Here is a 24,105-nt window from a genome sequence, read left to right as displayed (position 1 = left end):
AGGCGGCGCGTCGAGGCGGAGTGCGCTCTATATGCACTTGCTACAAGTTGATCCGTGGGAATAGTGCTTCCGCCATGGTTACCGATAAACTGAAACAGTTGGAGAAATATCAGCGCGAGATGGTGAAGTTGGAAAAGGAACTCGCTGGCTTTAATCGCAAGCTGCTCGGCCTGCCGGGCAAGTTTGGCTTCAAGTCGATGGACGCTTTCATCGACGCATTACGGGCCGCGGCCAAGGCCGGCGGCGTCAAGGCGGGGAAAGCCGCCGCTGCTTCGGGGCGCAAGCCGCGCGCCAAGATCACGCCGGAGACCAAGCAGAAGGTGAAGGCGATGGTTCAAGCCGACAAGACCGGCGCCGAGATCGCGAAGGCGCTCAATATCTCCCTGCCCAGCGTGCAGAATATCAAGAAGGAGCTCGGCCTCGTGAAGGCGCGCAAGTAAGCGCGCGATTCGCACCGTCATTCTCTTTCACCGAAGCCGCGCGGGCCAGCGCGGCTTCGTTATTTCAGGGCGATCAACTCGCGGGTCGCGGGGACATCCTTGATAATTTGCGAGGGCTGCGGACCGACGCCGAGGTAGCGCAGGTTCGGCAGCGCCGCCGGCGCGCGATCGCCGTAGGCTACCGTGATGAGGCTGCGGACCATCGCTGCGGTGTAGAGCTGGGCTGCGCGGGGAAGGTCGCCGAAACGGCGGACGCCCGAGATGTCCTGCGTCCAGCCGGCGTGCTTTTCGTAGAGCGGGCGGAGAGTGCGGCGCAGCGCCTCGTTGCGCGGCACGTGCGCGTAGCGCTTGCCGGCGGCGTCGGCATAGGCGGTGCAGATGAGCAATTCGTCTGCGCCGGTGAGTGCGTCGATTTTGTTGATCATCAGATCCTGGTAGCCGCCGTAGCGGAGCGCGTCGCCTTTTTCCACGGCGTCATACCAGCCGACCATGCGCTGGCGACCGGTCGTGGTGCCGAACTCGATTTGCTTCAGTTTCTGGCAAATCGGGAGCGCGTCGTCCATCTGCGTGAGGAACGTGTGAGTGCCGACCTTGGTGTCGTAGGCTTTCGCGACGGCGAAGGTGTGGATCGGCTGCACGGGCACGCCGGCGCTCTCGAAAAATTCCGGCGTGAACGTATGCGAGGCCGTGACGTTCGGCGAAAAGCCGTGGCGCTTGTCCAGCCAGTAGGCCTGGCCGAATTCGCCCACGATGGAGCGGCCGGCGGCGAGTTCGCGCAGCACGAGCTCGCGGACCTCGCCGATGTTGGCGCGCAGGCGCTGACCGGTTTCCCAATACACTTGCGCGAGTTCGTCGACGTTGAGCGTGAAGGGAGCGTTGCCGCGGAAGCGGAAAAAATCGAAATCGCTCTTCGCGAAGAGCCCCATCTCGACCGCCTCGGCATTGGCACGCTGCTCGGCGGCGGTGAGTTTTTCGAAGAAGTTGTCCCACGTCGCGGTCGAGACCTGGCAGACGTGCTGGATGGTGCGGAGCGCGCGGTCGGCGCGCGCGGCGATCTTGCGTTTGAAGAAATTTTCCCCGCCGAGAAAGTCGGCGAACGTGATCTGCCACTGGCCGGTCTCGTCCTGATACGACGGCGTGATGCCGCGGCCGGTGGAGCCGCGCGGCTCCTCCTTGAGGACGTTCACGCGGTAATCCTCCCACGCGAGGTCGAGCAGGCGGTGCGAGAGATCGGAGACCATGGCGCGCTCGTCGATCACGAGGCGGCTGAAGATCGCGTAGCCCTTTTGCTCGAGCGGCTGGGCTTCCCAGAGGATCTTGCGCGGATCGGCGACGACGCCGGCGCCGATGGCGAGATGCGCGACGCTCTTTTCGACGACGCCGGCGGGAAGCAGGTTCAACTTGATGCCGCCGGCGGTGTGGCCGGAGTTGGAACCTCCGTTGACCTTGAAGACGACTGAGACTGCCGCCGGCGTGCCGTGCAGCTCCTGCACGACCTCCGGGATAAGGCGGCCTTTGCCTTCGTCGCCGAAGGAAATGCCGACGTCCGCGATCAATTGGCTGCTAAACGGCGTGAGCGACATGCTGGGGAGGGCAGCCAGGAAGTGAGTCCCCAGTTGCCGAACAGCTAAAACGCGACCGCGCGCGCCGTCGCAAGGCTAAACCCCCGCCGTGCGCGTCACTGACCGAGCGAAATTCCGCCGCGGCGCGTGCTCGACGCTCGGCGGCGCGCAGGGTAGACGGGAGAGATGCAGGCGGAGGTATTCACCGGCAGCGAGCAGGGTTTCGAGGTCGTGGGACTGCGCACGCCGAACGCAGAACTCGCGATGGTGCCCGAGCTCGGCGGGCGCATCATCGGGTTGCGCGGGCACCGCAGCGGGCGCGAGTGGTGCTGGCACCGACCTGAGGCGAGCTGGTTGTGGCGCAGCGAACCGGGTTCGGATTTCGGCGCGAGCCCGCAGGCGGGCATCGACGAGTGCGTGCCGAGCGTGGCGGCGTGCACGTGGCGTGAACGCGCCGTGCCCGATCACGGCGAGGTGTGGTTTCAGGGCTGGAAACTCGATCCGGCGGAGCTCGCGGCCGGGCGTTTGGCGGCGAGCGTCGATCTGCCCGTCACGCCGCTGCGCTTTCGCCGCATCATCTCGGCGACGGCGGAGGGATTTCGTTTCGACTATGCGCTGACCAATACCGGCTCCGCTCCCGAGGAATACGTGTGGTGCGTGCATCCGCTATTCACCATCGAGCAGGGAGACCGTCTGGAACTGCCCGCAGAAGTCGACGCCTTGCGCGTGGACGGCGGCATTGGCACGCGGCCGATCGCGCGCGGCGACTGCTGGAGCTACCCGGAGCCGCAAGCGGGTTTCCGACTGGACCGACTGGAGACGCCGGGCATGCCGCGCGGCTGCATCAAGGGTTTCGCCGGGCCGCTGCGCGAAGGCCGCGCGGCCATCGCCAACGCGCGCACCGGCGCGCGTCTCGAATTGCGCTGGGATACCGCGTCTGCGCCGATGCTTGGTCTGTGGCTGAATCGCGGGCACGGCGGCTTTCATCACGTCGCTCTGGAGCCGACGAACGGCGCGCCGGACTCGCTGGCGCAGGCCGTGCAGGACTGGAAGCAATTCGGCCTGCTCGCGCCGGGTGCGACCGCGCGCTGGTGGCTCGAGTGGAGGCTGGACTGAAGGTTACTCAGTCGCTTCTTTTTCGGAGCGACGCTTGGAGCAACGCGGCGACCGTCGTGATGGCGATGAACCACCAGCTCGGCGCGCCACCTCCTCCGCCACCACCACCTCCCGCACCGCCTGGGTTAGGCGTGCTGAAGCTCAATGTTGCGGATGTGCTGGTGACGGAACCGAGCGAGTTGGTCGCAGTGACGCTGTAGTTTCCGGCGTCGGTGTCCTGGACGTTGGAAAGGTTCAGCGTGTCTGTGTCTGCCCCAGCAAGGACCGTTCCGTTGCGGAACCACTGAAACGAAGGAGTAGGCGCGCCCGTCGCGGCGACTTGAAAAGCGACGTTGCTGCCACGCGCGACCGTCAGGCTTCGCGGTTGTGCAGTGATCACGGGAGCAGAACCTTCTGTCTGCACGCGAATCTCGGCCGCGGTGGCGGTGATGCTGCCGTGGGCGCCAAACACCGTAAGCTCGAGTTGCGTCACGACTCCCGCGGGGGGATTGCGATAGGACGCCGTGGTGGTGTTGTCATCGGACGTGAACTGGAAGTCGGGCAAATCAGTCGGCGAGTAACTGGTGGAATCGAAGATTTGACGGACTTTCCAACGCGTGGCCAAAGGCGGCGTGCCGGAAAAGCTGGCGGTCACGAGCGCCGTGTCACCACGGAGCACGACGACGTTGGTTGGCTGACGTGTGATTATAGGCGGACTTCCGGTGGTGCCGATGGCGACGATGGCGGGATCGCTGAGCGAGGGGAGAGGAGATATGGATAGCGCCCGCGGCGGCTCGACGCGTTGATCGGATTGCGCGGATTCCTGCCGGATGCTGGGGGCCGGAGTGGGAAGTGAGGCTTCGACGTGGTAGACTCCGACGTCTGTGGCTTGGACGTTCGCGATCGTGTAGCTTTCACCCGTCGCCCCGGAAAGTGGAACACCGTTGAAATACCATTGGTAACGGACGCGGTCGCCGTCGATGAGTGCTGTGGCACGCGCAGTCAGGGTTACGCGTGCACCGGCTTGGACGACCTGACTTTGCGGATGCACGGTGAAATAGGCCCCATAGTAGGGTTGCAGAAACCAAGGTGGGGGCGGGGCTGCGGAAAACCGGGGAGTTTCGCGGGCCGTATGGTTCGAGATTACTGTCATCACGAGCCTGAACCCGATGCGCGTGCCCGACGTGCTGGTTGTAGGTTCGTCGAAAGTAAGTTCGTCGGCGTTACCGATCACGTCGTAGCAGCCCCAATCATTCACGTCATTGCGGTCGGCACCCACGGCTCGAACGGGCGAGCTGTCCGATGATTCGTGCCGTGCTCCTTGCCTTAGACGCGCAGCTTGGGCTGTTGTCGGGAGCGAAACGCTCTGTCCGGTATGGGCCGTCAACCACGCGCAGTAGGCGAGGGCATCGGCGTGCGAGATGCCGGTCACAGGAAAATTGGCGGTGGCCGACGGGCATTCGCGGCTGGTCCACACGCGCGGCGCGGCGATCCGAGGATTTGCGGCGAGGAACGCGCTGTATTCCGCCTGCGTGACCTCGTAGATGCCCGCGAAGAATGGCGCGGTGCCGGCGGCTGCGTCGGCGGGCACGAGTCGCATGCCGATGGGGACGGCAATCTCGCTGCCGTCCGCGAGTCGCTGGGTGGTCACGGTGCCGTCGAGCGGGGCCGGAATCAGATTGGCGTTCGCGTCGAGGGTGCGTCCGTCCGCGCGAGCGAGCGTCGCGAGTTGCGCCGCGTCGTCGGCGTTCGCTGACGCCGGTCCAGTCGCGGCGGTCACGACGGCAACGGCTAAGAGGCACGAGGAGAGGAGTGCCTGCAGGCACCGGAATCTGTTCATGAGAGGACGCGTTTCGTCCTGCTTGGCCCCGCCGGACTGCGCGCCGGAAAATCTCTCGCGCGATGCAGTGTGGCGCAAGGCGCAATTCCTGCGGTAGGCGGCCGCGCGACACGTCGGGCGCGCGGCGCGTTCGTTGCGCCGGGTGTATGAGAGTTCGCCGGGCGCGGAGTTGGTCAGCCCTTGCGGGTGGCGACTTCGATCACGTCGTGTGGGGCCGCTTCCTTCTGACCGGCGGGTGTCACGCGGACGTAGCGGGCCTTGGCGCGGAGATCGGGGAGCGTCTTGGCGCCGAGGTAGCCCATACCGGATTGGACGCCGCCGATGAGCGTGTTCAGCACATCGTCGACGGAGCCGGAAACTTCCTTGAGCGCCTCGATGCCTTCGGCGGCGACTTTGCGCACGGTGTCGTTCTTGTCGTGGCCGTAGCGCGCGGCAGAGCCGGCTTTCATCGCGGCGTGGCTGCCCATGCCGCGGTATTGCTTATAGAGCTTGCCGGAAATCTCCATGATCTCGCCCGGCGCTTCGCGGCAACCGGCGAGCAGGCCGCCGAGGATCACGCAGTCGGCGAGCGTGAGCGCCTTCACGATGTCGCCGGACTTCGTGATGCCGCCGTCGGCGATGAGTTTGACGCCCTTCTTCGCGGCGCCGCGGCCGGCGACGTAGAGCGCGGTGAGTTGCGGGATGCCGACGCCGGCGACGACGCGCGTCGTGCAGATGGAGCCGGGGCCCTGGCCGATCTTGATGGCGTTGGCACCGCAATCGGCGAGGAACTCCACGCCGCTGCCGCTGGTGACGTTGCCGGCGATGATGGGCAACGCGGGGAACGCGCCGCGGATCAGGCGCACGACGTCGCCCACGCCGGCCGTGTGGCCGTGCGCGGTGGAGACGGCGACGCAATCGACCGCTTCCTCCACGAGCGCGCCGACGTGCGCGATGACTTTCTCGCGATCGAGCTCGCCGTTGGGCTTGCGGATCGGAGAAACGGCGGCGCCGACGACGAGGCGGAATTGCGAGTCGCGCGCGGGTTTGCGGCGGGACTTGGCTTCCGAAGTGATGCGCTCGACGTCGGAGCTGGTGACGAGGCCGCGGAGCCGGTCCTGCGCGTCGACGACGAGGATCTTGTGGATGCCGACGTGCTCCGTGAAAAACTTGTCCGCTTCCTTGATCGGGTCGGCGCCGAGCGCTTTTTCCTGCACGGTGACGAGCTGCTTCCGCGGGGTCATCACGTCGGCGACCTTCTTTGACTTGTAACGCTCCTTGACGAGGTTGCCGGAGAGCAGGCCGGCGAGCTTGCCGTTTTCCTCGACGACCGGGAAGGTGCGGAAATCGAACCGACGCTGATCGATCATTTGAAGGACATCGGCGATCGTGGCGTCGGGCGTGACGGTGATCGGGTCCTGGATGAGGCCGTGGACGTGGCGCTTCACGCGGGCGACCTCCTTGATCTGGTCCTTGGCGGGCAGGTTGTAGTGGATGAGGCCGATGCCGCCGTTGAGCGCCATCGAGATCGCCATGCGCGACTCGGTGACGGTGTCCATATCGGACGAGATGATCGGGATCTGCAGGCGCAGTCCGTCGGCGATGGAAGTCGAGGTGTCGGCGTCCTTGGGCAGGATGTCGCTGAACAGCGTGGCGAGCGACACGTCGTCGTAGGTCAGCGCGCTCGGGGCATTGGCGGCGAAAAATCGCTCGGCCGGCAGGTAGAACTCGGATTCTTCGGCAACAGACTTCGTCATGGTGTTGCCGTTAGCGAAATACTCCGGCCTGCCGGAACCTCAACGAGAAACTTTGCCAAGTGCGTCTTCGCCGTCTTCCTTGGTGCGGATGTCCCTGCGGTTCAGTCATCGGGTCTATCGTCGTCCGCTGCGCACTCCGCTGCGCACGGCGCACGGGCTGTGGAGCGAGCGTGAAGGCATTTTACTGCGGGCCGAGGGGACGGAGGGCGTAGTGCGTTATGGCGAGGTCGCTCCGCTGCCGGATTTCGGCACGGAGACCCTGGAGGAAGCGCGGGAGGCTTGCGCGCGGCTCGGCGACACGCTGACGGCGAGCGCGGTCTCGGACGTGCCGGAGCGGATGACTTGCGTGCGTTTCGCGCTGGCGGCGCTCCTCGCGCACGAGGTGCCGGCGCTGCCGAACGGCGAGCGGTTGCCCGTGGCGGCGCTGCTGCCGGCGGGCAAGGCGGTGCTGGCGGCGCTCGACGCGAAACTCGAGGCGGGTTTCCTCGCCTTCAAATGGAAGGTCGGCGTGGCGCGACCCGAGGAGGAGCTGCCGTTGCTCGACGACTTGCTCGCAAGACTCCCGACTTACGCAAAGCTCCGGCTCGACGCCAACGGCGGCTGGTCGAATCGCGATGCGACGCGCTGGCTGGAATTTTGTGCGGAGCGCCCCGTCGAGTTCGTCGAGCAACCGGTGATGGATCCCGACGCTCTGCTCGGTCTCGCGGAAGATTACCCGGTGAAGCTCGCGCTGGACGAGTCGGTGACCGGGCTCGCCGCGGCGCGCGAATGGCAGGCGCGCGGCTGGCCGGGCGTGTTCGTGATCAAGCCGGCGCTCGCCGGGCCGCTCGACGAACTCGTGGCGTGGGCCGACGAAACGAAGCCCGATCTCGTGCTCTCGAGCGCGATCGAATCGGCACTGGCGCGCGCGCAGATCCTGCGGGCGGCGTTCGCGGAGAGACTCACCACGCGCCCGCTGGGTTTCGGCGTCGGCGAGATTTTCGGCGACCCCGTCTGGGATGGACCGGTGATCGGGCCGTTGCTCGACGGGTCGTGGGGGGCGCAGGTCAACCCGGAGGCGCAATGGAACGCCGCGAGTTAGCGCGCTTGTTGGAAACGGTGCCGCACGACGATGCTCCTCGCACGTTGATCGCGACGGCGGATCGAGAGGTTTTTCGCGCTGAATTCGCGCGCGCTGCCGCCGGCCGTGGCGAGGTCTTCCTCGGCGATCCGTCTTGGAACGCGGCCGACCGCGCGGAGTTCGCACAGTTGCCCCATGTGCCGACGGAAAATACGAAGGCACAACTCGGTCTCGGCTGGCTGATGATTCCGACCGGCGGCTCGTCGGGCCGATTGAAATTTGCGCGACACGACAGTTTCACGATCGCGGCGGCCGTGAAGGGATTCACGCAGCACTTCGGACTCGCGCGCGTGAATGCCCTCGGGCTGCTGCCGCTGTTCCATGTGAGCGGTTTCATGGCGTGGATGCGCTGCGTGATCACGGGCGGCGAGTTCGTTCCAGGGAGTTGGAAAGACATCGAAGCCGGACGGCGGCCCGTGTTGCCAGAGCGCGCGGACGGCTGGGTGCTGTCGCTCGTGCCGACGCAACTCGAACGGCTGTTGCGCGAGCCTGCGACGGTCGAGTGGCTGCGGGGATTCCGGATCGTTTTCCTCGGAGGAGCGCCGGCGTGGCCGGATTTGCTCGATCGCGCGGCGGAGGCGCGTGTGCCGTTGTCGCTGAGCTACGGCATGACGGAGACGGCGGCGATGGTCGCGGCGCTGCGACCGGAGGAGTTCGCGCACGGGGCGCGCAGCTCGGGCGCCGTGCTACCGCATGCGCGCGTCGTGCTGGGCGAGGGCGGAGCGATCTGCGTGAGCGGGCGCTCGCTCTTCCGCGGCTACTATCCGGACTGGCGGCACGAGCGGAAGATGTTCGAGACGGCGGACCTCGGCCGGCTCGACGCGGCGCGCCACCTGCATGTGCTTGGGCGGCGCGATGCGGTGATCATTTCCGGCGGTGAGAAGGTGCAGCCGCTCGCGGTGGAGGCGGTGCTGAAATCCGCCACGGGCTGCGCACGGCTGGCGGTCATCGGCATGCCGGATCGCGAGTGGGGCGAGCGCGTCGTGGCGGTCTATGCGGCGGACGCGGAATTCGATCTCGCGCGGGTGCGCGCGACGGTGCAACACGAGCTGCCGGCGCCGCAACGGCCCAAGGAATATCTTGCGCTCGCGCACTGGCCGCTGACCGAAGCGGGGAAGCTGAATCGCGCGCAGTTGCGGCAGTTGGCAGAGGCACAGCTTCGCACTGGCGCGACGCGCGGGAGCGCGTAAGTTGCGCGGCCGATTTTCCACGATGAAGAAAGCCGAGATTGCCGCCGTCCTCAACGACATCGCCACGCTGCTGGAGCTGAAGGGCGAGAATCCGTTCAAGATTCGCGCCTACGTGGGCGGGGCGCGCGTGATCGAGTCGCTGAGCGAGGAGGAGATCGCCGCCCGCGTCGCCGCCGGGACGCTCGACGAGGTCAAGGGCATCGGCGACGCGTTGGCGCAGAAGGTCGGCGAGTTGCACGCGACGGGGAAACTGGAGTTCTACGAAAAATTGAAGGCATCGTTGCCGCCGGGTTTGGTGGAGTTGCTGGAGATTCCCGGCGTCGGTCCGAAGAAGATCAAGGCGCTGCACGAGCAGCTCGGCATCGACTCGATCGCGAAGCTCGAAGCGGGTTGCAAGGCCGGCCAGGTCGCGGCGCTGGCGGGCTTCGGCGAGAAGACGCAGGCGAAGATTCTCGAGGGGATCGCGAACCGTGCCGCCTACGGCAAGCGCCACGTCTGGCTCGAGGCGTGGGAAGTCGCCGAGCCCATCCTCGCGGGCTTGCGCGCGCTGCCGCAGGTGGAGCAGGCGGAGCACGCGGGAAGCTTGCGGCGCCGACTGGAGACGGTGGGCGACCTGGATTTTCTGGTCGCGACGCGTGAGCCGCTGCCGGTGGCGGATTGGTTCGTGAAATTGCCGGTGGTGAAGGAGGTCACGGCGCACGGCGAGACGAAGGCCAGCGTGCGGCTGCATTCGGGCATCCAGGCGGATTTGCGGCTCGTGCCGCCGGAGCAGTTCGTGTTCGCGCTGCACCATTTCACCGGGTCCAAGGACCACAATGTCCAGATGCGCGGTCGCGCGTTGCAGCGCGGACTGAGCATGAGCGAGTGGGGGCTCGTGCCGGCGGAAGGCGAGGGGACGGCGAAACAGAAGGCGGAGGACCGCGGGCGGAAAACTGAGATCAAGACGGAGGAGCAGCTGTTTCGCGCGCTGGGATTGAATTTCATTCCGCCGGAACTGCGCGAAGGTCTCGGCGAAATCGAAGCCGCGGAGGCCGGGCCGCTGCCGCGCTTGCTCGAGGAGATCGACCTGCGCGGCGTGTTTCACAACCACACGACGGAGTCGGACGGTCACAACACGCTCGAGGAAATGGTCCGTGCGGCGCAGGAGCTCGGTTGGGATTATCTCGGCATCGCCGATCACTCGAAGGCGAGTTTTCAGGCGCGCGGGCTCGACGAGGCACGGCTCGCGGCGCAGGTCGCGGCGATCCGGAAGCTCAATGCGGCGAAGAAATTCACGACCCACGTCTTCGCTGGCAGCGAGGTCGATATCCTGCCCGACGGGCGGCTGGATTTTGCCGATGATGTGCTGGCGACGCTGGATTACGTCGTGGTGTCGGTGCACTCGTCGTTCAAGCAGAGTCGCGAAGACATGACCGCGCGCATCATTCGCGCGATCGAGAACCCGCATGTGACGATGCTCGGCCACCTCACTGGTCGCATCCTGCTCGAGCGGCCGGGTTACGACGTCGACGCCGAGAAGATCATCGACGCGGCGATCGCCAACGGTGTGATCATCGAGCTGAACGCCAGTCCGTGGCGCCTCGACATGGATTGGCGGCTGTGGCGTCGCGCGGCGGAGCGCGGACTGCTGACGAGCATCAATCCCGACGCGCACTCGACCGATCAGTTGCAGTGGTTTAAGGCCGGCGTCGCCGCCGCGCGCAAGGGCTGGCTGACGCGCGAGCAGGTGCTCAACACGCGATCGCTGGCAGAGGTGCAGAGATACCTCGCGGCGCGGCGCCGTTAAGACTCGGGCCGCCAGATCGTCGCTGCCGCGCAGCCGTTGCCATCGTCCGATTGCATGGCGTAGGCGTGGCGCGACAGGGTAACTGTCGCGGCTGTGCGCATCGCGGACGACGCGGGCTTGTAGTCGGTTGCAGCGGTGCCCAAGCTCCGCGCGATGATTCACTTGGTCACCGGCGCGGCGGGTTTCATCGCCTCCCAGGTCTGCGAGCAGCTCCTCGCGGAGGGGCACACCGTCGTCGGGGTGGACAATCTGAACGACTACTACGATCCGCGCCTCAAGGACTACCGGCTCGCGCGGCTCCTCGGCGAGGCGGAGGGATTCGTGCCGGGGCCAAAACGGCGGTCGCGCTACGCGGGACGCGCGGTGCAGAAGGGGCATTTTGTATTTCGCGCGCTTGATCTCGAGGATTTGCCCGCGCTGGAAGCGTTGTTCGCAGAGTTCGAGTTCGATGCGGTCTTCAATTTGGCCGCGCGCGCCGGTGTGCGTTACAGTCTCGTGAATCCTCACGTCTATCTTTCCACCAACGCGCACGGCACGCTCAACGTCATGGAGGCAATGCGGCGACATGGCGTGAAAAAGCAGGTGCTCGCCTCGACTTCGTCGCTCTACGCAGGTTGTCCGATGCCCTTCACGGAGGATCAGCCGGTCAACACGCCTCTCTCGCCTTACGCGGCGACCAAGAAGGCGGCGGAGGTGATGGCCTACACCTACCACAAGCTCTACGGAATCGACACGACTGTGGTGCGCTACTTCACGGTGTTCGGGCCTGCGGGTCGTCCGGACATGGCGCCGTTTCGCTTCATCGAGTGGATCGCGCGCGGCCAGCCCATCGAGCTTTTCGGCGACGGCACGCAGGCGCGCGATTTCACCTTCGTCGACGATATCGCGCGCGGCACGATACTCGCCGTGAGGCCGGTGGGCTACGAGATCGTCAACCTCGGCGGTGGCAACAATCCCGTGAATCTGCACACGATCATCGGGTTCATCGAGTCAGCGCTCGGGCGGAAAGGGACCTTCGACGGCAAGCCGCCGCATGCTGCCGACATGCAGGAGACTTGGGCGGACATCGCGAAGGCGGGCCGTCTCTTCGGTTGGAAACCGCAAGTTTCCGTTGAGGAAGGTTTCCGTCGCACTGTGGCGTGGCACCGCGAGCATGCGGGCTGGCTGCGGGAAATTCAGCTTTGAGTTCCACTATGCCCGACGTGCCTCGCCGCCTCTACTCCGCCGACCCGAAGGCTGGTTATCTAGCCACCAAGGTCGAAATCGACGCCGCGGTCGCGCGCGTGCTCGACAGCGGCACCTACATTCACGGACGCGAACTGGCGGCGTTCGAGACGGAGTTTGCGGCTTGGCTCGGGGCGGGCGGATGTGCGGGCGTGGCCAATGGCACCGACGCCATCGAGCTCGCCTTGCGCGCGCTGGGAGTCGGTCCGGGCGATCGCGTCGCGACGGTGGCGAACACCGTGACTGCGACGGCGGCGGCGATCGTCGCCGCAGGAGCCGAGCCGATCTACGTCGAAATCGAGGCGGGCACGATGCTGATGGCCCCGGCGGCGCTCGCCGCGACGCTGCGTGCGGATACGGCGCGCACCATCAAGGCGATCGTGCCGGTGCATCTCTACGGCCAGGCGTGCGACATGCCGGCGATCCTCGCGCTGGCGCGGGAGCATGGCGCGAAGGTGATCGAGGATTGCGCGCAGGCGCACGGTGCCGCGGTCAACGGGCGCCGCGCGGGCACGTGGGGCGATCTCGCGGCGTTCAGCTTTTATCCGACGAAGAATCTCGGCGCGCTCGGCGATGGCGGCGCGGTGGTCGGTGGCGATGCCGCTGCGCTCGAGCGCGTGCGTCTCCTCCGGCAATACGGCTGGCGCATGCGCTATGTGAGCGACGAGCATGGACGCAACAGCCGGCTCGATGAGCTGCAGGCGGCGATCCTGCGTGCGCGGCTGCCGCGTCTCGCGACGGAAAACGCCCTGCGCTCCCGGCTGGCGGCGTGCTACGTCGAATCCCTCGTGGGCGCCGCGGTGCAGTTACCGTTCGTCGCGCCGGGGCGCGAGCATGTATGGCATCAGTTTGTCGTGCGCACGCCGCGCCGCGACGCGCTGCGCACGGCGCTCGAGGCGCAGGGGATTTTCTGCGGCGTGCTCTATCCGCTGCCGATCTACCGGCAGCCCGGTTATGCGCAGGATGTTTCGCTGCCGGAGACCGACCGCGCATGCGCGGAGGTTATTTCGCTGCCGCTGCATCCGGGGCTGACGCTCGCGGATGTGGCGCAAGTGGCCGCGGCGGTGCGCGCGGCACTCTGAGGTGCGCGACACCGGTTTCGCGCGCGGGAATTTCGCGGCGGAAACGGATTCAGGCTCGCGCTCGCGTCTCGCGGTGCTTTGTTCGCGCCATGAAATGCCAACGTTTGCAGCGGGCGGCCTTCGCGGGGTGGCTGGCAGTGTGCGGAGCGGTCGGAAGCGTGGCGGCGGCGCTGCCGGACTACGATCTGCACGTGATCTACGACAACAGCCCCGCGAGCGGCGGCTACTACAACACCGAGACGGGCATGGTGGCGCCGAGTTTCATCGAGCGGGTGGGCGAGCGCTTGCCGACGACCACCGAGCGGTTCGTCAGTCCCCCGAACGCGCTGAAGCTGCACTGGAAATCCGCCAGCGGCGGAGCCTGGCATGCGGTGATCAAGGATCCGGGCCGCGATTGGCGGAAGCTGAAGATGGTGGGCGACACGCTGGCGTTCTGGTGTTGGTCGGACACCGAAATCACGCCGGAGAATTCGCCGCGTATCACGATGCAGGACGCGAACAACTATGGCGCATCGCCGGAGACGCTGGTGAGCGGCGACGCGCGTCTGCCGGCGAAGCAGTGGGTGCGCGTGCGGCTGAAGCTGAACGGCAGTCAGGCGATCTTTCGCGACACATCGGACGCCGCATTCAAAATGGAGGACGCGGTGGCGGTGATTTTCACGCAAGGTCTCGATGACGGCGCGGAGCATACGCTCTACCTCGACGATTTCGTGATCATGGACAGCAAAGCCGCCGCCGCGCCCGCACCCGACGCGCCGCGGGCGGTGCAGGTGACCGCTTACGAGAGGCACTTCGACGTTTCGTGGCAACCCAGTCGGGCGGAGAACGTCATCGCGTATCGCATTTACCGTTCGGTGGACGGCGGCAAGACCTTCGTCCCGGTCGGCACGCAACGGAACGCGTGGACGCGCTTCATGGACTGGGCGGGCGCGCCGGGAAAGCAGGCGTGCTACAAGGTCACCGCGCTCGATCTCGAGGATCGCGAGTCGCCGTTGAGCGACGCCTCGGCGGTGGCGATGACGCGCCCGATGACCGATGACGAGCTCCTCGAGATGGTGCAGCTCGCTTGTTTCCGCTACTACTGGGAGGCCGGCCATGCGAACTCCGGTCTCGCGCCGGAGATCCTGCCCGGGAAACAGGAGCTGATGGCGCTCGGCGGCAACGGATTCGGCGTGATGGCGCTGGTGGTCGCGACGGAGCGCCAGTGGATCACGCGCGACCAGGCGACCGAGCGGCTGCAGAAGATTCTGCGCTTTCTCGACAGCTCGCCGCGCTTTCACGGTGCGTGGGCGCATTTCCTCGATGCGCGCGACGGCAAGGTGATTCCGTATTTCGGTCTCTACGACAACGGCGCGGATCTCGTCGAGACGGCCTTCATGATCCAGGGCCTGCTGACGGCGCGTCAGTATTTCGATCGCGATACGCCGGCAGAGAGCGCGATTCGCGATACTGTGACGCGTTTCTGGCGCGAGGTGGAGTGGGCGTGGTTCCGCAAGGAGCCGAACAGCGATTTCCTCTGGTGGCATTGGTCGCCGGACCACGGTTTCCACATCGATCACCCGCTCATCGGGTGGAACGAGTCGATGATCATCTATCTGCTCGCGATCGCGTCCCCGACGCATTCGGTGCCGGCGAGTCTGTATCACACGGGTTGGGCCGGCCAATCCGAGCTGGCGGTGCGGTATCGCCGCGGCTGGAGCCGCACGACGCAGGGCGACCATTTCGTGAACGGCAATTCCTACTACGGCATCAAGCTCGAGGTGGGCGAGGGGCCGGGCGCCGAGTTGTTCTTCACGCATTTCTCCTACATGGCGTTCGACCCGCGCGGCAAACGCGATGCCTACACGAACTACTTCAAAAACAACCGCGCCATCGCGCAAATCGCCCGCGCCTACTGCATGGCGAACCCGCGGGGATTTGCCGGCTACGGCCCGGACTGCTGGGGCCGCTCCGCCGGCGTGAACAACGGCGGCGGACGTCCCGAGCCGCGCGATGACAACGGCACCATCAACGTCATGGCGTCGCTCTCCTCGATGCCCTACACGCCCGAGGAATCGATGGCCGCGTTGAAGCACTTTTATCGCGATCTCGGCGACCGCGTGTGGGGCACATACGGATTCCACGACGGCTTCAATGAGACCTGGAATTGGTTCGACGAGGATTACATGGCGCTGAACCAGGCGCCGATCGTCGTCATGATCGAGAATCACCGCACCGGTCTGATCTGGAACAAATTCATGGCGAACCCCGAGATCGCGCCCGCGCTCGACCGGATCGGCTTCAAACCCGATCCGGAGCCGGTGAAGTGAGCGCGGCCGTGCACGCGCGCGCTCGAAATCTGTCACCTCTCAGGTGCCAGATTGGACCGGCGCTCACTGTGCGAGGCGAATGATCGTGTAGCTTACTGCCGGTAGCTCGATACGACTGCGCGAGCCGGCCGGGTGGAGAGTGTGTGCTTCGCCGTCGAGCACGGTGGCGCCGCGGACGTCAATTTCGGTCGGCAACTCGCCGGTCACGGCTCGATCCGTCGGATTCAGCGCCACGAGCACGCGCTCGGATGCGTTGGCGCGCAGGTAGACGATGGGTTGTCCGATGTCCGCGAGCAGCGCGCGGAAATCGCCGCTCGCGGCGAGCGCGGGGTGGGCGCGGCGCAAAGCAATGAAACGCTGCACGGCGCGCAGTGGCGAGGTGGCGTCGGTGAGTTGTGCGGCGACGTTGGGCCGGTCGGGTGACGGATCGATGGCGAGGTAGAATCGCTCCGGCGCGGCGGTCGAGAAACCGGCGCCCGGCGAGGCGTCCCACTGCATCGGCGTGCGCGCCGGCGTGCGCTCGTAGCCGCCTTCCTTGTTCACTGTGAACGGCGGCGAACGCATGCCGATCTCGTCGCCGTAGTAAATGAACGGCACACCGGGCATCGTGAGCAGGAACGCATGGGCGACGACGAGATCGCGCGCATCGCGGCCGTTGCCGAAACGTGGCGTCGTGTCGTGATTGCCGGTGTGCAGCGCCATGTAGCCTTTGCCGCGTGTGGCGGCGAGGAGCGGCTCGAACTCGGTGAGGAATTTTCGGAAGGGCGTGGTGCCGCGCCGATCGAAGATGGCGGGCTGCCCGCCATTCTCGCGGATGACGGACGCGTAGCCGGGTTTCGTCCATTGGAGGAGGAAGTCCATGTGAAAACCCTGCGGGATCGCGATGTGCGGCTCGGACCATTCGGAGACCATCGCCTTGTCGGGATACTCGCGGTCCATCCACTCGCGGAATTCGCGCCAGAGCGCGGCGGTAGCGGTGCCATCGGGATCGTTCTTCACGAGCGAGCCGGCCATATCGACGCGGAAGCCGCTCGCGCCCATGTCGAACCAGAAGCGCATGATGTTCTTCAACTCGGCGCGCACGGCGAGCGGACCGGGGGCATCGATGCGTTGCTGCCAGGGCTGCGTCGGGTCGGGTTTCGCATAGCCGTAGTTCAGCGCGGGCTGGCAGGAGTAGAAACTCGCGATGTAGTTGGCGCTGCGCTCGGCAGTGCCGACGACGACTTGCTGGTTCGGGGCGAAGAGCTGCCCGACGCCGGCGGTCCAGATATACCAGTCGGTGTATTTGTTTTTCGCGGCGCGCTGGGATTCGCGGAACCACGGGTGCTGGTCCGAGGTGTGCGCGGCGACCAGATCGAGCATCACATGAATGCCGAGCCGCTTCGCCTCGGCGAAGAGCGCATGCAGATCGTCGTTCGTGCCGTAACGCGGAGCGACGCGGTAGAAATCGGCGACGTCGTAGCCGGCGTCGCGGAAAGGCGAGACGAAGCACGGGTTCAGCCAGATGCCGGTGACGCCGAGGTCGTGGAGGTAGGGGAGTTTTTGAATGATGCCGCGGAGATCGCCGATGCCGTCGCCGTCGGAGTCCGCATAGGTCTGCGGATAGATTTGGTAGAACACGGCTTGTTCGAGCCAGGCGGGTGGGGGGCGAAGCTCGGCCGCGGATGCGGCGATGCCGAGCAGGCCCGGCAGCAGCGCGGCGCGGGCGAAACGGGCAACGGCAGCGATCATGGCCGCACGCTAGGTCGGCGGCGAAGCCGCGCGCAACCTCTTTGCACACGTTTGCTTGCCGGCGGCGAGGGGAACTGCACGATGTTCGCACATGCCCGCCCGCCGCGCTCAACGGCTCGATAAGACCGGTATCGTCCAGATCGCCGCCAAGCTCGGCGTCTCGCCTTCCACCGTCTCCCGCGCTCTGCGCCCCGAGACGGCGCACCTCGTGCGCGAGGACCGGCGCAAGGAGATCCTCGATCTGGCGGAGCGGCAGCACTTCCTCCCGAATCTCGGCGCGCGCATGCTCCGCAAGGGCGTGAACATGACGCTGACGGTCGTGGTGCCGCTGGATGAAAACATTTTCTTCTCGGAATACTACGGGCGTTTCCTGGCGGGCACGCTGCACGCCGCCGCCGCGCGCGGGTGGGGCGTGCACATCTGCACGTTGCGGCGAAAAGAGGGTGGCAGCTTCCGCGAGGCGATGCAGCACGTCGCGCTGAACTCCTCGGGCCTCATCTATCTGGCCGAGCCGCTGTCGCAGGCGGATGTGCAGGAGTTGAAGGGCTACCGCCGGCCGTTCGTGTTGACCAAATCCGCCTTGCCGCCCGGCGTGCGCGCCACGGATCTGGGCGTGCCGGTGGTCGGAGTGGACAATCTCGCGGGCGCGCGCTCCGTCGCGAGCCTGCTGCTTCAACTCGGGCATCGAAAGATCGGGCTCTTGCTCGGACCGCCGGGCTCGCGCGACGCCGATGAGCGCCGCCGCGGCTACATGGAGATGCTCGAAAAAGCCGGCGCGAAGCCCCGCGCGGAGTGGATTTTCGAGGGGAATTTCAGCGCCGAGACCGGGCGTGCGGGTATCGGCAAGTTCCTGCAATGCGTCGAGCGGCCGACCGCAGTGTGCTGCGCCAACGACGAGATCGCCTTCGGCGCGATCAACGCGGCGCATGTCGCCGGGCTGAAATGTCCGGAAGACCTTTCGGTCGTCGGGTTCGACGACGGCATCTGGGCCACCGCGTGCCAGCCGGCGCTCACCACCGTGCGCCAGCCGTTGGCCGACATGGCCGAGCGCGCCGTGGGTCTGATCGTGGAAGCCGCAAACGCGCCCGGGCACAGCACGCGCGTCGTGCTCGATGAGATGCCTGCGCCGATGATGATCCGCGAATCGACGCGGCCGTTGCGCACCGAGCGGAAATAAGCCGGACGGATCGCGGACCGGCGGTTTTCCCGCGACGGCCGAGTGGAATGACAAGAATTGCGGCGCTTTTAGCCTTGCACTGCAAACGTTGTCATTCAACCGTGCGCCATCCCCGGCGCGCCTGCGGCGCCCTGTTATCGCACCCACACCAATGCTGTTTTGTTCCCGTTTCGCCGTCTGGCCGGCGCTGCGCCGCGCGCTCTGCTTCGTGCTGCCTGCGTTGTCTCTCTTCACCGCACCGGTTCGCGCGGCGGGTCTTTCGTCGGAGGACGACGCGTTGCTCGACGACATCGAGCGCACGGCGTTCCGTTTCTTTCAGGAGCAGGCGCATCCGCGCACCGGTCTCGTGCGCGACCGCGCGCGCGCCGATGGCTCCGAGAGCATGGGCAAGGCCAGCATCGCCGCTTCGGGCTTTTCGCTCAGCGCCTGGGTGATCGCGACCGAGCGCGGCTGGGTCCAGCGCGCGGCGGCGGCCGAACGCGTCCGCGCCAAGTTGCGCTTCCTCGCGAACGAGGCTCCGCGGCAAAAAGGATTCTTCTATCACTTCATGGAGATGGACACCGGCGCGCGCGCCTGGAAGTGCGAGCTGTCGTCCATCGATTCCGCGCTGATCTATGCGGGGGCGATCGTCGCCCGGGAGTATTTTGCCGATCCGGAGATCACCGCGCTCGTCAACCGCCTGCTCGGCGATGTCGATTGGAACTGGTTCCTGAATGAGGGCAGCCAAGTCTCGCTCAGCTGGCACGACGAGACCGGTTTCTCGCGCTACCGCTGGGACCGCTACTCGGAACACGTGTTGATGAGCTTCCTCGCGCTCGGCGTGTCGCCCCGGCCGCTGCCGGCGGCGTATTGGCGGGCGTGGGAGCGCAAGCCGATCGGGCGTTACGGCGATTTCGTCTACGTGCAGGAGCCACCGTTGTTCGTGCACCAGTTCCCGCAGGGTTATCTCGACCTGCGCGAGCGGCGCGACGCGGCGATGGATTACTTCAAGAACTCCCAACTCGCCACGCTGGCGCAGCGGCAGTTCAGCATCGATTTGAAGAAGGAATTTCCGAGCTGGGGCGCGAATCTCTGGGGCCTGACCGCCTCGGACTCCGCCACCGGCTACAAGGCTTGGGGTGGTCCGCCGCGGACTTTGCGGTTCAATTCGCTCGATGGCACGATCGTGCCCTGCGCCGCGGCGGGCTCCCTGATTTTCGCGCCGCGCGAGACGCTGGCGGTGCTCCGCCACCTGCGTCTCGCCTACGGCGATCGCATCTGGAAACGCTACGGGTTCGTCGATGCCTTCAATCCGGAGACCGGTTGGGTCAACCCGGACGTAATCGGCATCGATCAGGGCATCTCGATGATTCAGGCGGAAAATCTCCGCAGCGGTCTCATCCATCGCCTGTTCATGCGTGCGCCCGAGGTGCAGCTCGGCATGGCCAAGGCCGGACTCTATTCCACCCGCCGCGAGCTCTCGCAGGGAGAACAGGATCTCGTTCGCGCGCACGCTGCCGCCGCATGGCAGCAGATCCAGTCGGGCGGAGCGGACGCGGGTTTGCAGCTGACCGCCACGCTGGCCGCCCATCGGCTGGGTTTGCTCGATGGAGTTGAGGCCGTCGACCGCGTGCGCCGCTTGGTCGCCGCGAGCATGGCGCCGGCGGACTACGCGGGGACCAGTTTGCTCGCCGCCGCCCTGATCACTGTCCGGCAGGGGCTGCCCGCCGTCGCCGTCGAGGCGACGCAGAAGCTCGCCGCGCTGTCCTGGCCGACGAAGCCCACTGGCGAAAAACTCGCCGCGATTTCCCGCCTCGGCGCGTTCATCGGCGTGGGGCAGGGACGTGACGGCGCGACGGCGTGGAGCGGACTCGATCGCACGACGCAACCGCGCGGCGCGGTGCATGTGCTCGCGCCCGCCGACCCCGCCGGCGCCGTGCTGCCGGGCTTGTGGCTGGACGAGCGCGCGGTGCTCAGCGGCGCTTCGGCGTCGCAGCTGGCCTACGCGACACTCGATGCGCATTCGGCCCAGTTGCCGGACGCGATGATGCTCGCGCTGCTGATCGACCAGTTTCCCGGCGAAGTGCTGCATCGGTTCGCTGGCGCGCTCGGTCGGGCCTCGGATGATCCCGCCAACGCGCAGGCGGCGCTCGTGATCGCGGCCGCCAATCTGCTTTCCAACGACTGCGTGCGCGCGTGGTTCGCTCGCGACGAGATCGCGCAGAAGGCGCGTGCGGGCATCCCGGAGTTCGTCGAAGCCGCCTTCGGTGCGAAGACCTCCGTCGTCGCCCAGCGTGAGCTGGCCGGTCCGCGGGTGCTGCCCGAGCCGCGGCGCGCGATCGCGGTTTCCGCCGCGGCGCCGCGCGAGCAGTGGCAGTGGCACACGGTCGCGGGCATGGAATACAAGGACTCGCTCGCCGACGTGCGCGCGGGCGATCCGCCGGTTTCGCTGAAGTTCGCGTTCACCTGGGACGCCGAAGCGCTGCATTTCCACGCCATCGTGGTCGACTCGCCGGCCGGTTATCTGCTGCCGGTCGAGCGCAACCGCCTCGTCGAACTTTTCGTCGACCCCGCGCACGACGGACTGCTCTGGCTCGGCGCCGGCGATTACCAGTTCGGTTTCATCCGCGCCCACCACTGGGAGTTGAAGAACACCACCGACGCGGTCGAATTTTTCCACCACGCCGCGAGCAGCGGCAAAATCACCCCGACGGCCGACGGCTACATCGTCGACGGCTCGATTCCGTGGAGCGCGCTCGGCGTGACGCCGAAGCCCGGCCTCGAGATGGGCGTCTCGCCCGCCGTGGTCGCCGAAGGCACCAAGGAATGGGAGCCCACGATCAAGCTCATCTGGTCCTACGTGCGCGAGGACGAGAGCCACGTGCGCCTCGGTGTCCTGACCCTCCAATGACTTTTGTTCTGATCCTCAGATCAAAATCCCAACCCGTGCAACCACACCCGAAATGAAAACCCCGATCCCCCGCCTGATCCCGTTGGCCGTCGCGCTGACGTTGGGCGCCCAGCCCGCCCTGCGGGCGCAGAATGCTGCTGCGCCCGAGAACACTCCGCCGGCGAAAGACGACGTCTACACGTTGACGCCGTTCGTCGTGAACACCGACAAGGACGTCGGCTATGTGGCCGTCGATTCGTTGGCCGGTGGCCGCACCAACACGCCGATCAAGTTCACGCCGTCCTCGATGTCGTCCATCACCCGGACGGCCATCGACGACATCGGCATCCAGAATGTCCGCGAGGCGCTCAAGTGGACGCCGAATGTCGTGCCCGAGGACCTCAACGCCGGCAAAGGCTTCGGCGGTTCCGCGTTCCACGATTGGGCCTTCAACTACCGTGGCGCCGGCGCCGGCGAGCAAGGCGGTCCCGGACCGACGAGAAACTACTTCTCGTTCTACCAGAACCAGGACGCCTACAACGTCGAGCGCATCGAATTCCTCCGCGGCCCGAACTCCATCATCTTCGGCCTCGGCACCGTCGGCGGCCAGTTGAGCACCTACACGAAGGTCCCGCGCCTCGACAAGAACCTCACCAAGGCGACCGTCACCGTCGATAACAACGGCTCGAACCGCTACGAGGTCGACATCAACCGCAAGGTGAACGACACCGTCGCGCTCCGCCTGAACGCGGTGAAGGACAACAACCAGGGCTGGCGCGAAGGCGACGTCAACCGCACCAAGGCGGTCGATCTCGCGGCTCTGTGGAAGATCACCGACGACGCCCAAGTCCGCGTCGAAGGCGAATACGCCAACGTCCGCCGCTCGCTCATCTCGTCCGGCATCGGCGACAAGATCTCCGGTTGGGACGGCACGACGGCCTCCAACACCTGGGGCGCCGCTCCGGTCGGCACCGCTCGCACCCAGCCGATCCAAAACGCCGGCGCGTGGGGCGATTGGCTGAGCCCCTTCTGGGTCTACGTTCCGAGTCTTCCGGTCGGCAAGCAGCTCATGGGCTGGGCCGGCGGCTACGCCTCCTCCAATAGCCTCTCCGACATCGGCCAGGCGCTCAACTACCAGCCCAAAGCCGGTTGGTATCCCTCCCAGATCAAGCTCCCGTGGGAAGCGACTTACCAGAGCACGGCCAAGATCCCGTTGCGCCCCAGCTACGACTGGACCTACGGCAACGGCGTCAGCGACATCAAGTATCGCGACATCACCGTCACCTACGACCAGAAGATCAACCAGAACTTCGACTTCACCGCGGCCTTCTATCGTTACTACGACACGCAGACCGCGAAGGATTATGAAGGCACCGGCGGCGCCGCGATCGACATCAACAAGCAGCTCCCGGACGGCTCCGCCAATCCGAACTACGGCAAGGCGTTCGCCGACTTCTTCCTCAGCAAGCAGACGCAGACCCGCAACGTCACCGAAGGCCGTGCGCAGTTGAACTACCATTTCGACTCGTCCCTCTTCGGCCAGTCGTGGAAGCAACTGTTCTCCGTCGCCGCGTCGCAGAAGGACCTCAAGCAATCCGCCCGCCAATACCTCGGCCAGGTCGGCAACGGCACCACCATCACCAATCCGGCTGACTGGGTGCAGAACATGATCTGGGGCCGTATCTACCTCGATACGCCGAACCAGGTCATGGCCATTCCGGAAGTCGTCAACGGCCGTGCGGTCGCCTACATGCCCAAGGCCGACGGCTACTGGTTCGACTTCGACGACACCTTCAAGCTCACCGACGTCGCCGTCATGTCGCAATCGCGCCTCCTGGACGACGCACTCACCGTCACTCTCGGCGCGCGCCGCGATTCCTACGACGAAAACCTCCGCGAGCTCCGCCGCGGCCCGAACCTGACCGACAACATCGTCAACGAGTCGCAGAGCGGCAACACCTACTCCGCGGGCGCCGTCTACTTCCTCAAGGGCGGCCTCGGTCTCGTCGCCAACTGGTCGAAGAACATCCAGCCCCCGCACGCCGGTTCGCAACCGCTCCTCAGCGGCGCCCGCCCGAAGCCCGAAGAAGGCAAGGGCCTCGAATACGGTCTGCGTTGGTCGACCAACGACAACAAATACTACGCGACCCTCATCCGCTACGACACGCAGTCGAAGGGCCACCTCGTCGAGAACCCGATCGGCTTCCGCGGCGTCTGGCAGAAATACAACATCGCGCAGGGCCTCCCCTCCGAGTCGGGCAAGGGCGGTCTCGCCTTCTCCGACACCACGTCGCTCGACGTGAAGGGCTACGAGTTCGAAATCACGGCCAACCCGACCAAGAACCTCCGCCTCCAGGCGAGCTGGGGCACGCAGGACACGTCCAAGGTCGACTACTACCCGGACAGCCGCGCCTACTTCGCCTCGAACTCGGCGGCCTGGAATGCGGTCGTGAACAACGCCGCGCTCGACGCCACCGCGCGCAACAACCTGCGCACCGAGATCGCCAGCGTGCAGAACGCTCTCGATCAGGCCAAGCCCGGTGCCAAGCAGGACGGCCAGCTCAAGTATACCGTCGCGTTCTTCGCGAACTACACGTTCACCGACGAGATGCTGAAGGGCCTCGAAATCGGCGGCGGCGCCAGCTATGCCGCCAAGCCCTATGCCGGCGTCTTCGACGGCGTCGAATACTACGGCGACTCCCGTCTCTCGACGACGCTGACGCTGCAGTATCACACCAAGGTCGCCTCGGTGCCGCTGCACCTCGCGCTCTACATCGACAACGTCCTCGACGACCAGGATCCGTGGGTCACCAGCTACCACTGGGGCTACACCGACACCTCCGGCCGCCACATCAAGGACGGCTACATCCTCCAGGCGCCGCGCACGTTCCGTCTCGCCGCGCGCTTCGAGTTCTAAGTCGCCAGTTGTCCCCGGAGGCGCAGC

15 protein-coding genes are annotated in these 24,105 nt (G+C 66.2%); 11 read left to right on the top strand and 4 right to left on the bottom strand.

All coding sequences use genetic code 11. The annotated features are described in order from the left end of the window. Positions 1-74: 74 nt before the first annotated feature. On the top strand, positions 75-440 hold the full coding sequence (locus KF715_19210) for a helix-turn-helix domain-containing protein (protein MBX3738831.1): 366 nt from the start codon (positions 75-77) through the stop codon (positions 438-440). Between the two features lie 59 nt (positions 441-499). Here KF715_19210 and KF715_19205 read toward each other — a convergent pair whose 3' ends face one another. Beyond that, a complete protein-coding gene (locus tag KF715_19205; protein ID MBX3738830.1) occupies positions 500-2,023 on the bottom strand; it encodes an adenylosuccinate synthetase in 1,524 nt (507 codons plus the stop codon). 165 nt (positions 2,024-2,188) lie between these two features. On the opposite strand from KF715_19205, the gene KF715_19200 reads away from it, so the two are divergent. Beyond that, positions 2,189-3,118, top strand: coding sequence for a hypothetical protein (locus KF715_19200; GenBank protein ID MBX3738829.1), 930 nt, complete (start codon positions 2,189-2,191; stop codon positions 3,116-3,118). A gap of 7 nt (positions 3,119-3,125) precedes the next feature. Here KF715_19200 and KF715_19195 read toward each other — a convergent pair whose 3' ends face one another. Both KF715_19195 and KF715_19190 read right to left on the bottom strand, forming a co-directional pair. Next, positions 3,126-4,748: an immunoglobulin domain-containing protein gene (locus tag KF715_19195; GenBank protein ID MBX3738828.1), complete on the bottom strand. Its 1,623-nt coding sequence runs from the start codon at positions 4,746-4,748 to the stop codon at positions 3,126-3,128. 362 nt (positions 4,749-5,110) lie between these two features. Beyond that, the gene (locus tag KF715_19190) at positions 5,111-6,673 is read right to left on the bottom strand and encodes an IMP dehydrogenase (protein ID MBX3738827.1); all 1,563 of its coding nucleotides are present in this window, start codon (positions 6,671-6,673) and stop codon (positions 5,111-5,113) included. Between the two features lie 88 nt (positions 6,674-6,761). Here KF715_19190 and KF715_19185 point away from each other — a divergent pair, with 88 nt between their 5' ends. From KF715_19185 to KF715_19160, 6 genes are all read left to right on the top strand, one after another. Continuing rightward, positions 6,762-7,754, top strand: a complete 993-nt coding sequence (locus tag KF715_19185; GenBank protein ID MBX3738826.1) for an o-succinylbenzoate synthase — start codon at positions 6,762-6,764, stop codon at positions 7,752-7,754. After that, the gene (locus KF715_19180) at positions 7,736-8,983 is read left to right on the top strand and encodes an AMP-binding protein (GenBank protein ID MBX3738825.1); all 1,248 of its coding nucleotides are present in this window, start codon (positions 7,736-7,738) and stop codon (positions 8,981-8,983) included. Before KF715_19185 ends, KF715_19180 begins: the two co-directional genes overlap by 19 nt. A gap of 22 nt (positions 8,984-9,005) precedes the next feature. After that, positions 9,006-10,769, top strand: coding sequence for a DNA polymerase/3'-5' exonuclease PolX (gene polX, locus KF715_19175; GenBank protein MBX3738824.1), 1,764 nt, complete (start codon positions 9,006-9,008; stop codon positions 10,767-10,769). 135 nt (positions 10,770-10,904) lie between these two features. Continuing rightward, positions 10,905-11,954, top strand: a complete 1,050-nt coding sequence (locus KF715_19170) for an NAD-dependent epimerase/dehydratase family protein (GenBank protein ID MBX3738823.1) — start codon at positions 10,905-10,907, stop codon at positions 11,952-11,954. A gap of 8 nt (positions 11,955-11,962) precedes the next feature. Further along, a complete protein-coding gene (locus KF715_19165; protein ID MBX3738822.1) occupies positions 11,963-13,075 on the top strand; it encodes a DegT/DnrJ/EryC1/StrS family aminotransferase in 1,113 nt (370 codons plus the stop codon). 89 nt (positions 13,076-13,164) lie between these two features. Beyond that, positions 13,165-15,384 carry a hypothetical protein gene (locus tag KF715_19160; protein MBX3738821.1) on the top strand — a complete coding sequence of 740 codons (2,220 nt, stop codon included), beginning with the start codon at positions 13,165-13,167 and terminating at the stop codon, positions 15,382-15,384. Positions 15,385-15,447: 63 nt separating this feature from the next. Here KF715_19160 and KF715_19155 read toward each other — a convergent pair whose 3' ends face one another. After that, positions 15,448-17,115, bottom strand: coding sequence for a hypothetical protein (locus KF715_19155; protein MBX3738820.1), 1,668 nt, complete (start codon positions 17,113-17,115; stop codon positions 15,448-15,450). A gap of 91 nt (positions 17,116-17,206) precedes the next feature. Between KF715_19155 and KF715_19150 the strand changes: the two genes are divergently transcribed. From KF715_19150 to KF715_19140, 3 genes are all read left to right on the top strand, one after another. Next, the gene (locus tag KF715_19150) at positions 17,207-18,292 is read left to right on the top strand and encodes a LacI family DNA-binding transcriptional regulator (protein MBX3738819.1); all 1,086 of its coding nucleotides are present in this window, start codon (positions 17,207-17,209) and stop codon (positions 18,290-18,292) included. A 151-nt stretch (positions 18,293-18,443) separates the two neighbouring features. Continuing rightward, a complete protein-coding gene (locus KF715_19145) occupies positions 18,444-21,182 on the top strand; it encodes a hypothetical protein (GenBank protein ID MBX3738818.1) in 2,739 nt (912 codons plus the stop codon). 52 nt (positions 21,183-21,234) lie between these two features. Then, positions 21,235-24,078: a TonB-dependent receptor gene (locus KF715_19140; GenBank protein ID MBX3738817.1), complete on the top strand. Its 2,844-nt coding sequence runs from the start codon at positions 21,235-21,237 to the stop codon at positions 24,076-24,078. Positions 24,079-24,105: the final 27 nt, after the last annotated feature.

The sequence above is a fragment of the Candidatus Didemnitutus sp. genome (assembly GCA_019634575.1).
In the GTDB taxonomy this organism is placed as follows: domain Bacteria; phylum Verrucomicrobiota; class Verrucomicrobiia; order Opitutales; family Opitutaceae; genus Didemnitutus.
The sequence above is the reverse complement of the archived record's forward strand: the minus strand, read 5'-3'. Positions and strand labels throughout refer to the sequence as shown.

Coding starts and splice junctions, on each gene's coding strand:
- KF715_19145 (MBX3738818.1), top strand. CDS start 18,444: ATGCTGTTTTGTTCCCGTTTCGCCGTCTGGCCGGCGCTGCGCCGCGCG.
- KF715_19185 (MBX3738826.1), top strand. CDS start 6,762: ATGTCCCTGCGGTTCAGTCATCGGGTCTATCGTCGTCCGCTGCGCACT.
- KF715_19165 (MBX3738822.1), top strand. CDS start 11,963: ATGCCCGACGTGCCTCGCCGCCTCTACTCCGCCGACCCGAAGGCTGGT.
- KF715_19140 (MBX3738817.1), top strand. CDS start 21,235: ATGAAAACCCCGATCCCCCGCCTGATCCCGTTGGCCGTCGCGCTGACG.
- KF715_19190 (MBX3738827.1), bottom strand. CDS start 6,673: ATGACGAAGTCTGTTGCCGAAGAATCCGAGTTCTACCTGCCGGCCGAG.
- KF715_19150 (MBX3738819.1), top strand. CDS start 17,207: ATGCCCGCCCGCCGCGCTCAACGGCTCGATAAGACCGGTATCGTCCAG.
- KF715_19155 (MBX3738820.1), bottom strand. CDS start 17,115: ATGATCGCTGCCGTTGCCCGTTTCGCCCGCGCCGCGCTGCTGCCGGGC.
- KF715_19160 (MBX3738821.1), top strand. CDS start 13,165: ATGAAATGCCAACGTTTGCAGCGGGCGGCCTTCGCGGGGTGGCTGGCA.
- KF715_19205 (MBX3738830.1), bottom strand. CDS start 2,023: ATGTCGCTCACGCCGTTTAGCAGCCAATTGATCGCGGACGTCGGCATT.
- polX (MBX3738824.1), top strand. CDS start 9,006: ATGAAGAAAGCCGAGATTGCCGCCGTCCTCAACGACATCGCCACGCTG.
- KF715_19210 (MBX3738831.1), top strand. CDS start 75: ATGGTTACCGATAAACTGAAACAGTTGGAGAAATATCAGCGCGAGATG.
- KF715_19180 (MBX3738825.1), top strand. CDS start 7,736: ATGGAACGCCGCGAGTTAGCGCGCTTGTTGGAAACGGTGCCGCACGAC.
- KF715_19200 (MBX3738829.1), top strand. CDS start 2,189: ATGCAGGCGGAGGTATTCACCGGCAGCGAGCAGGGTTTCGAGGTCGTG.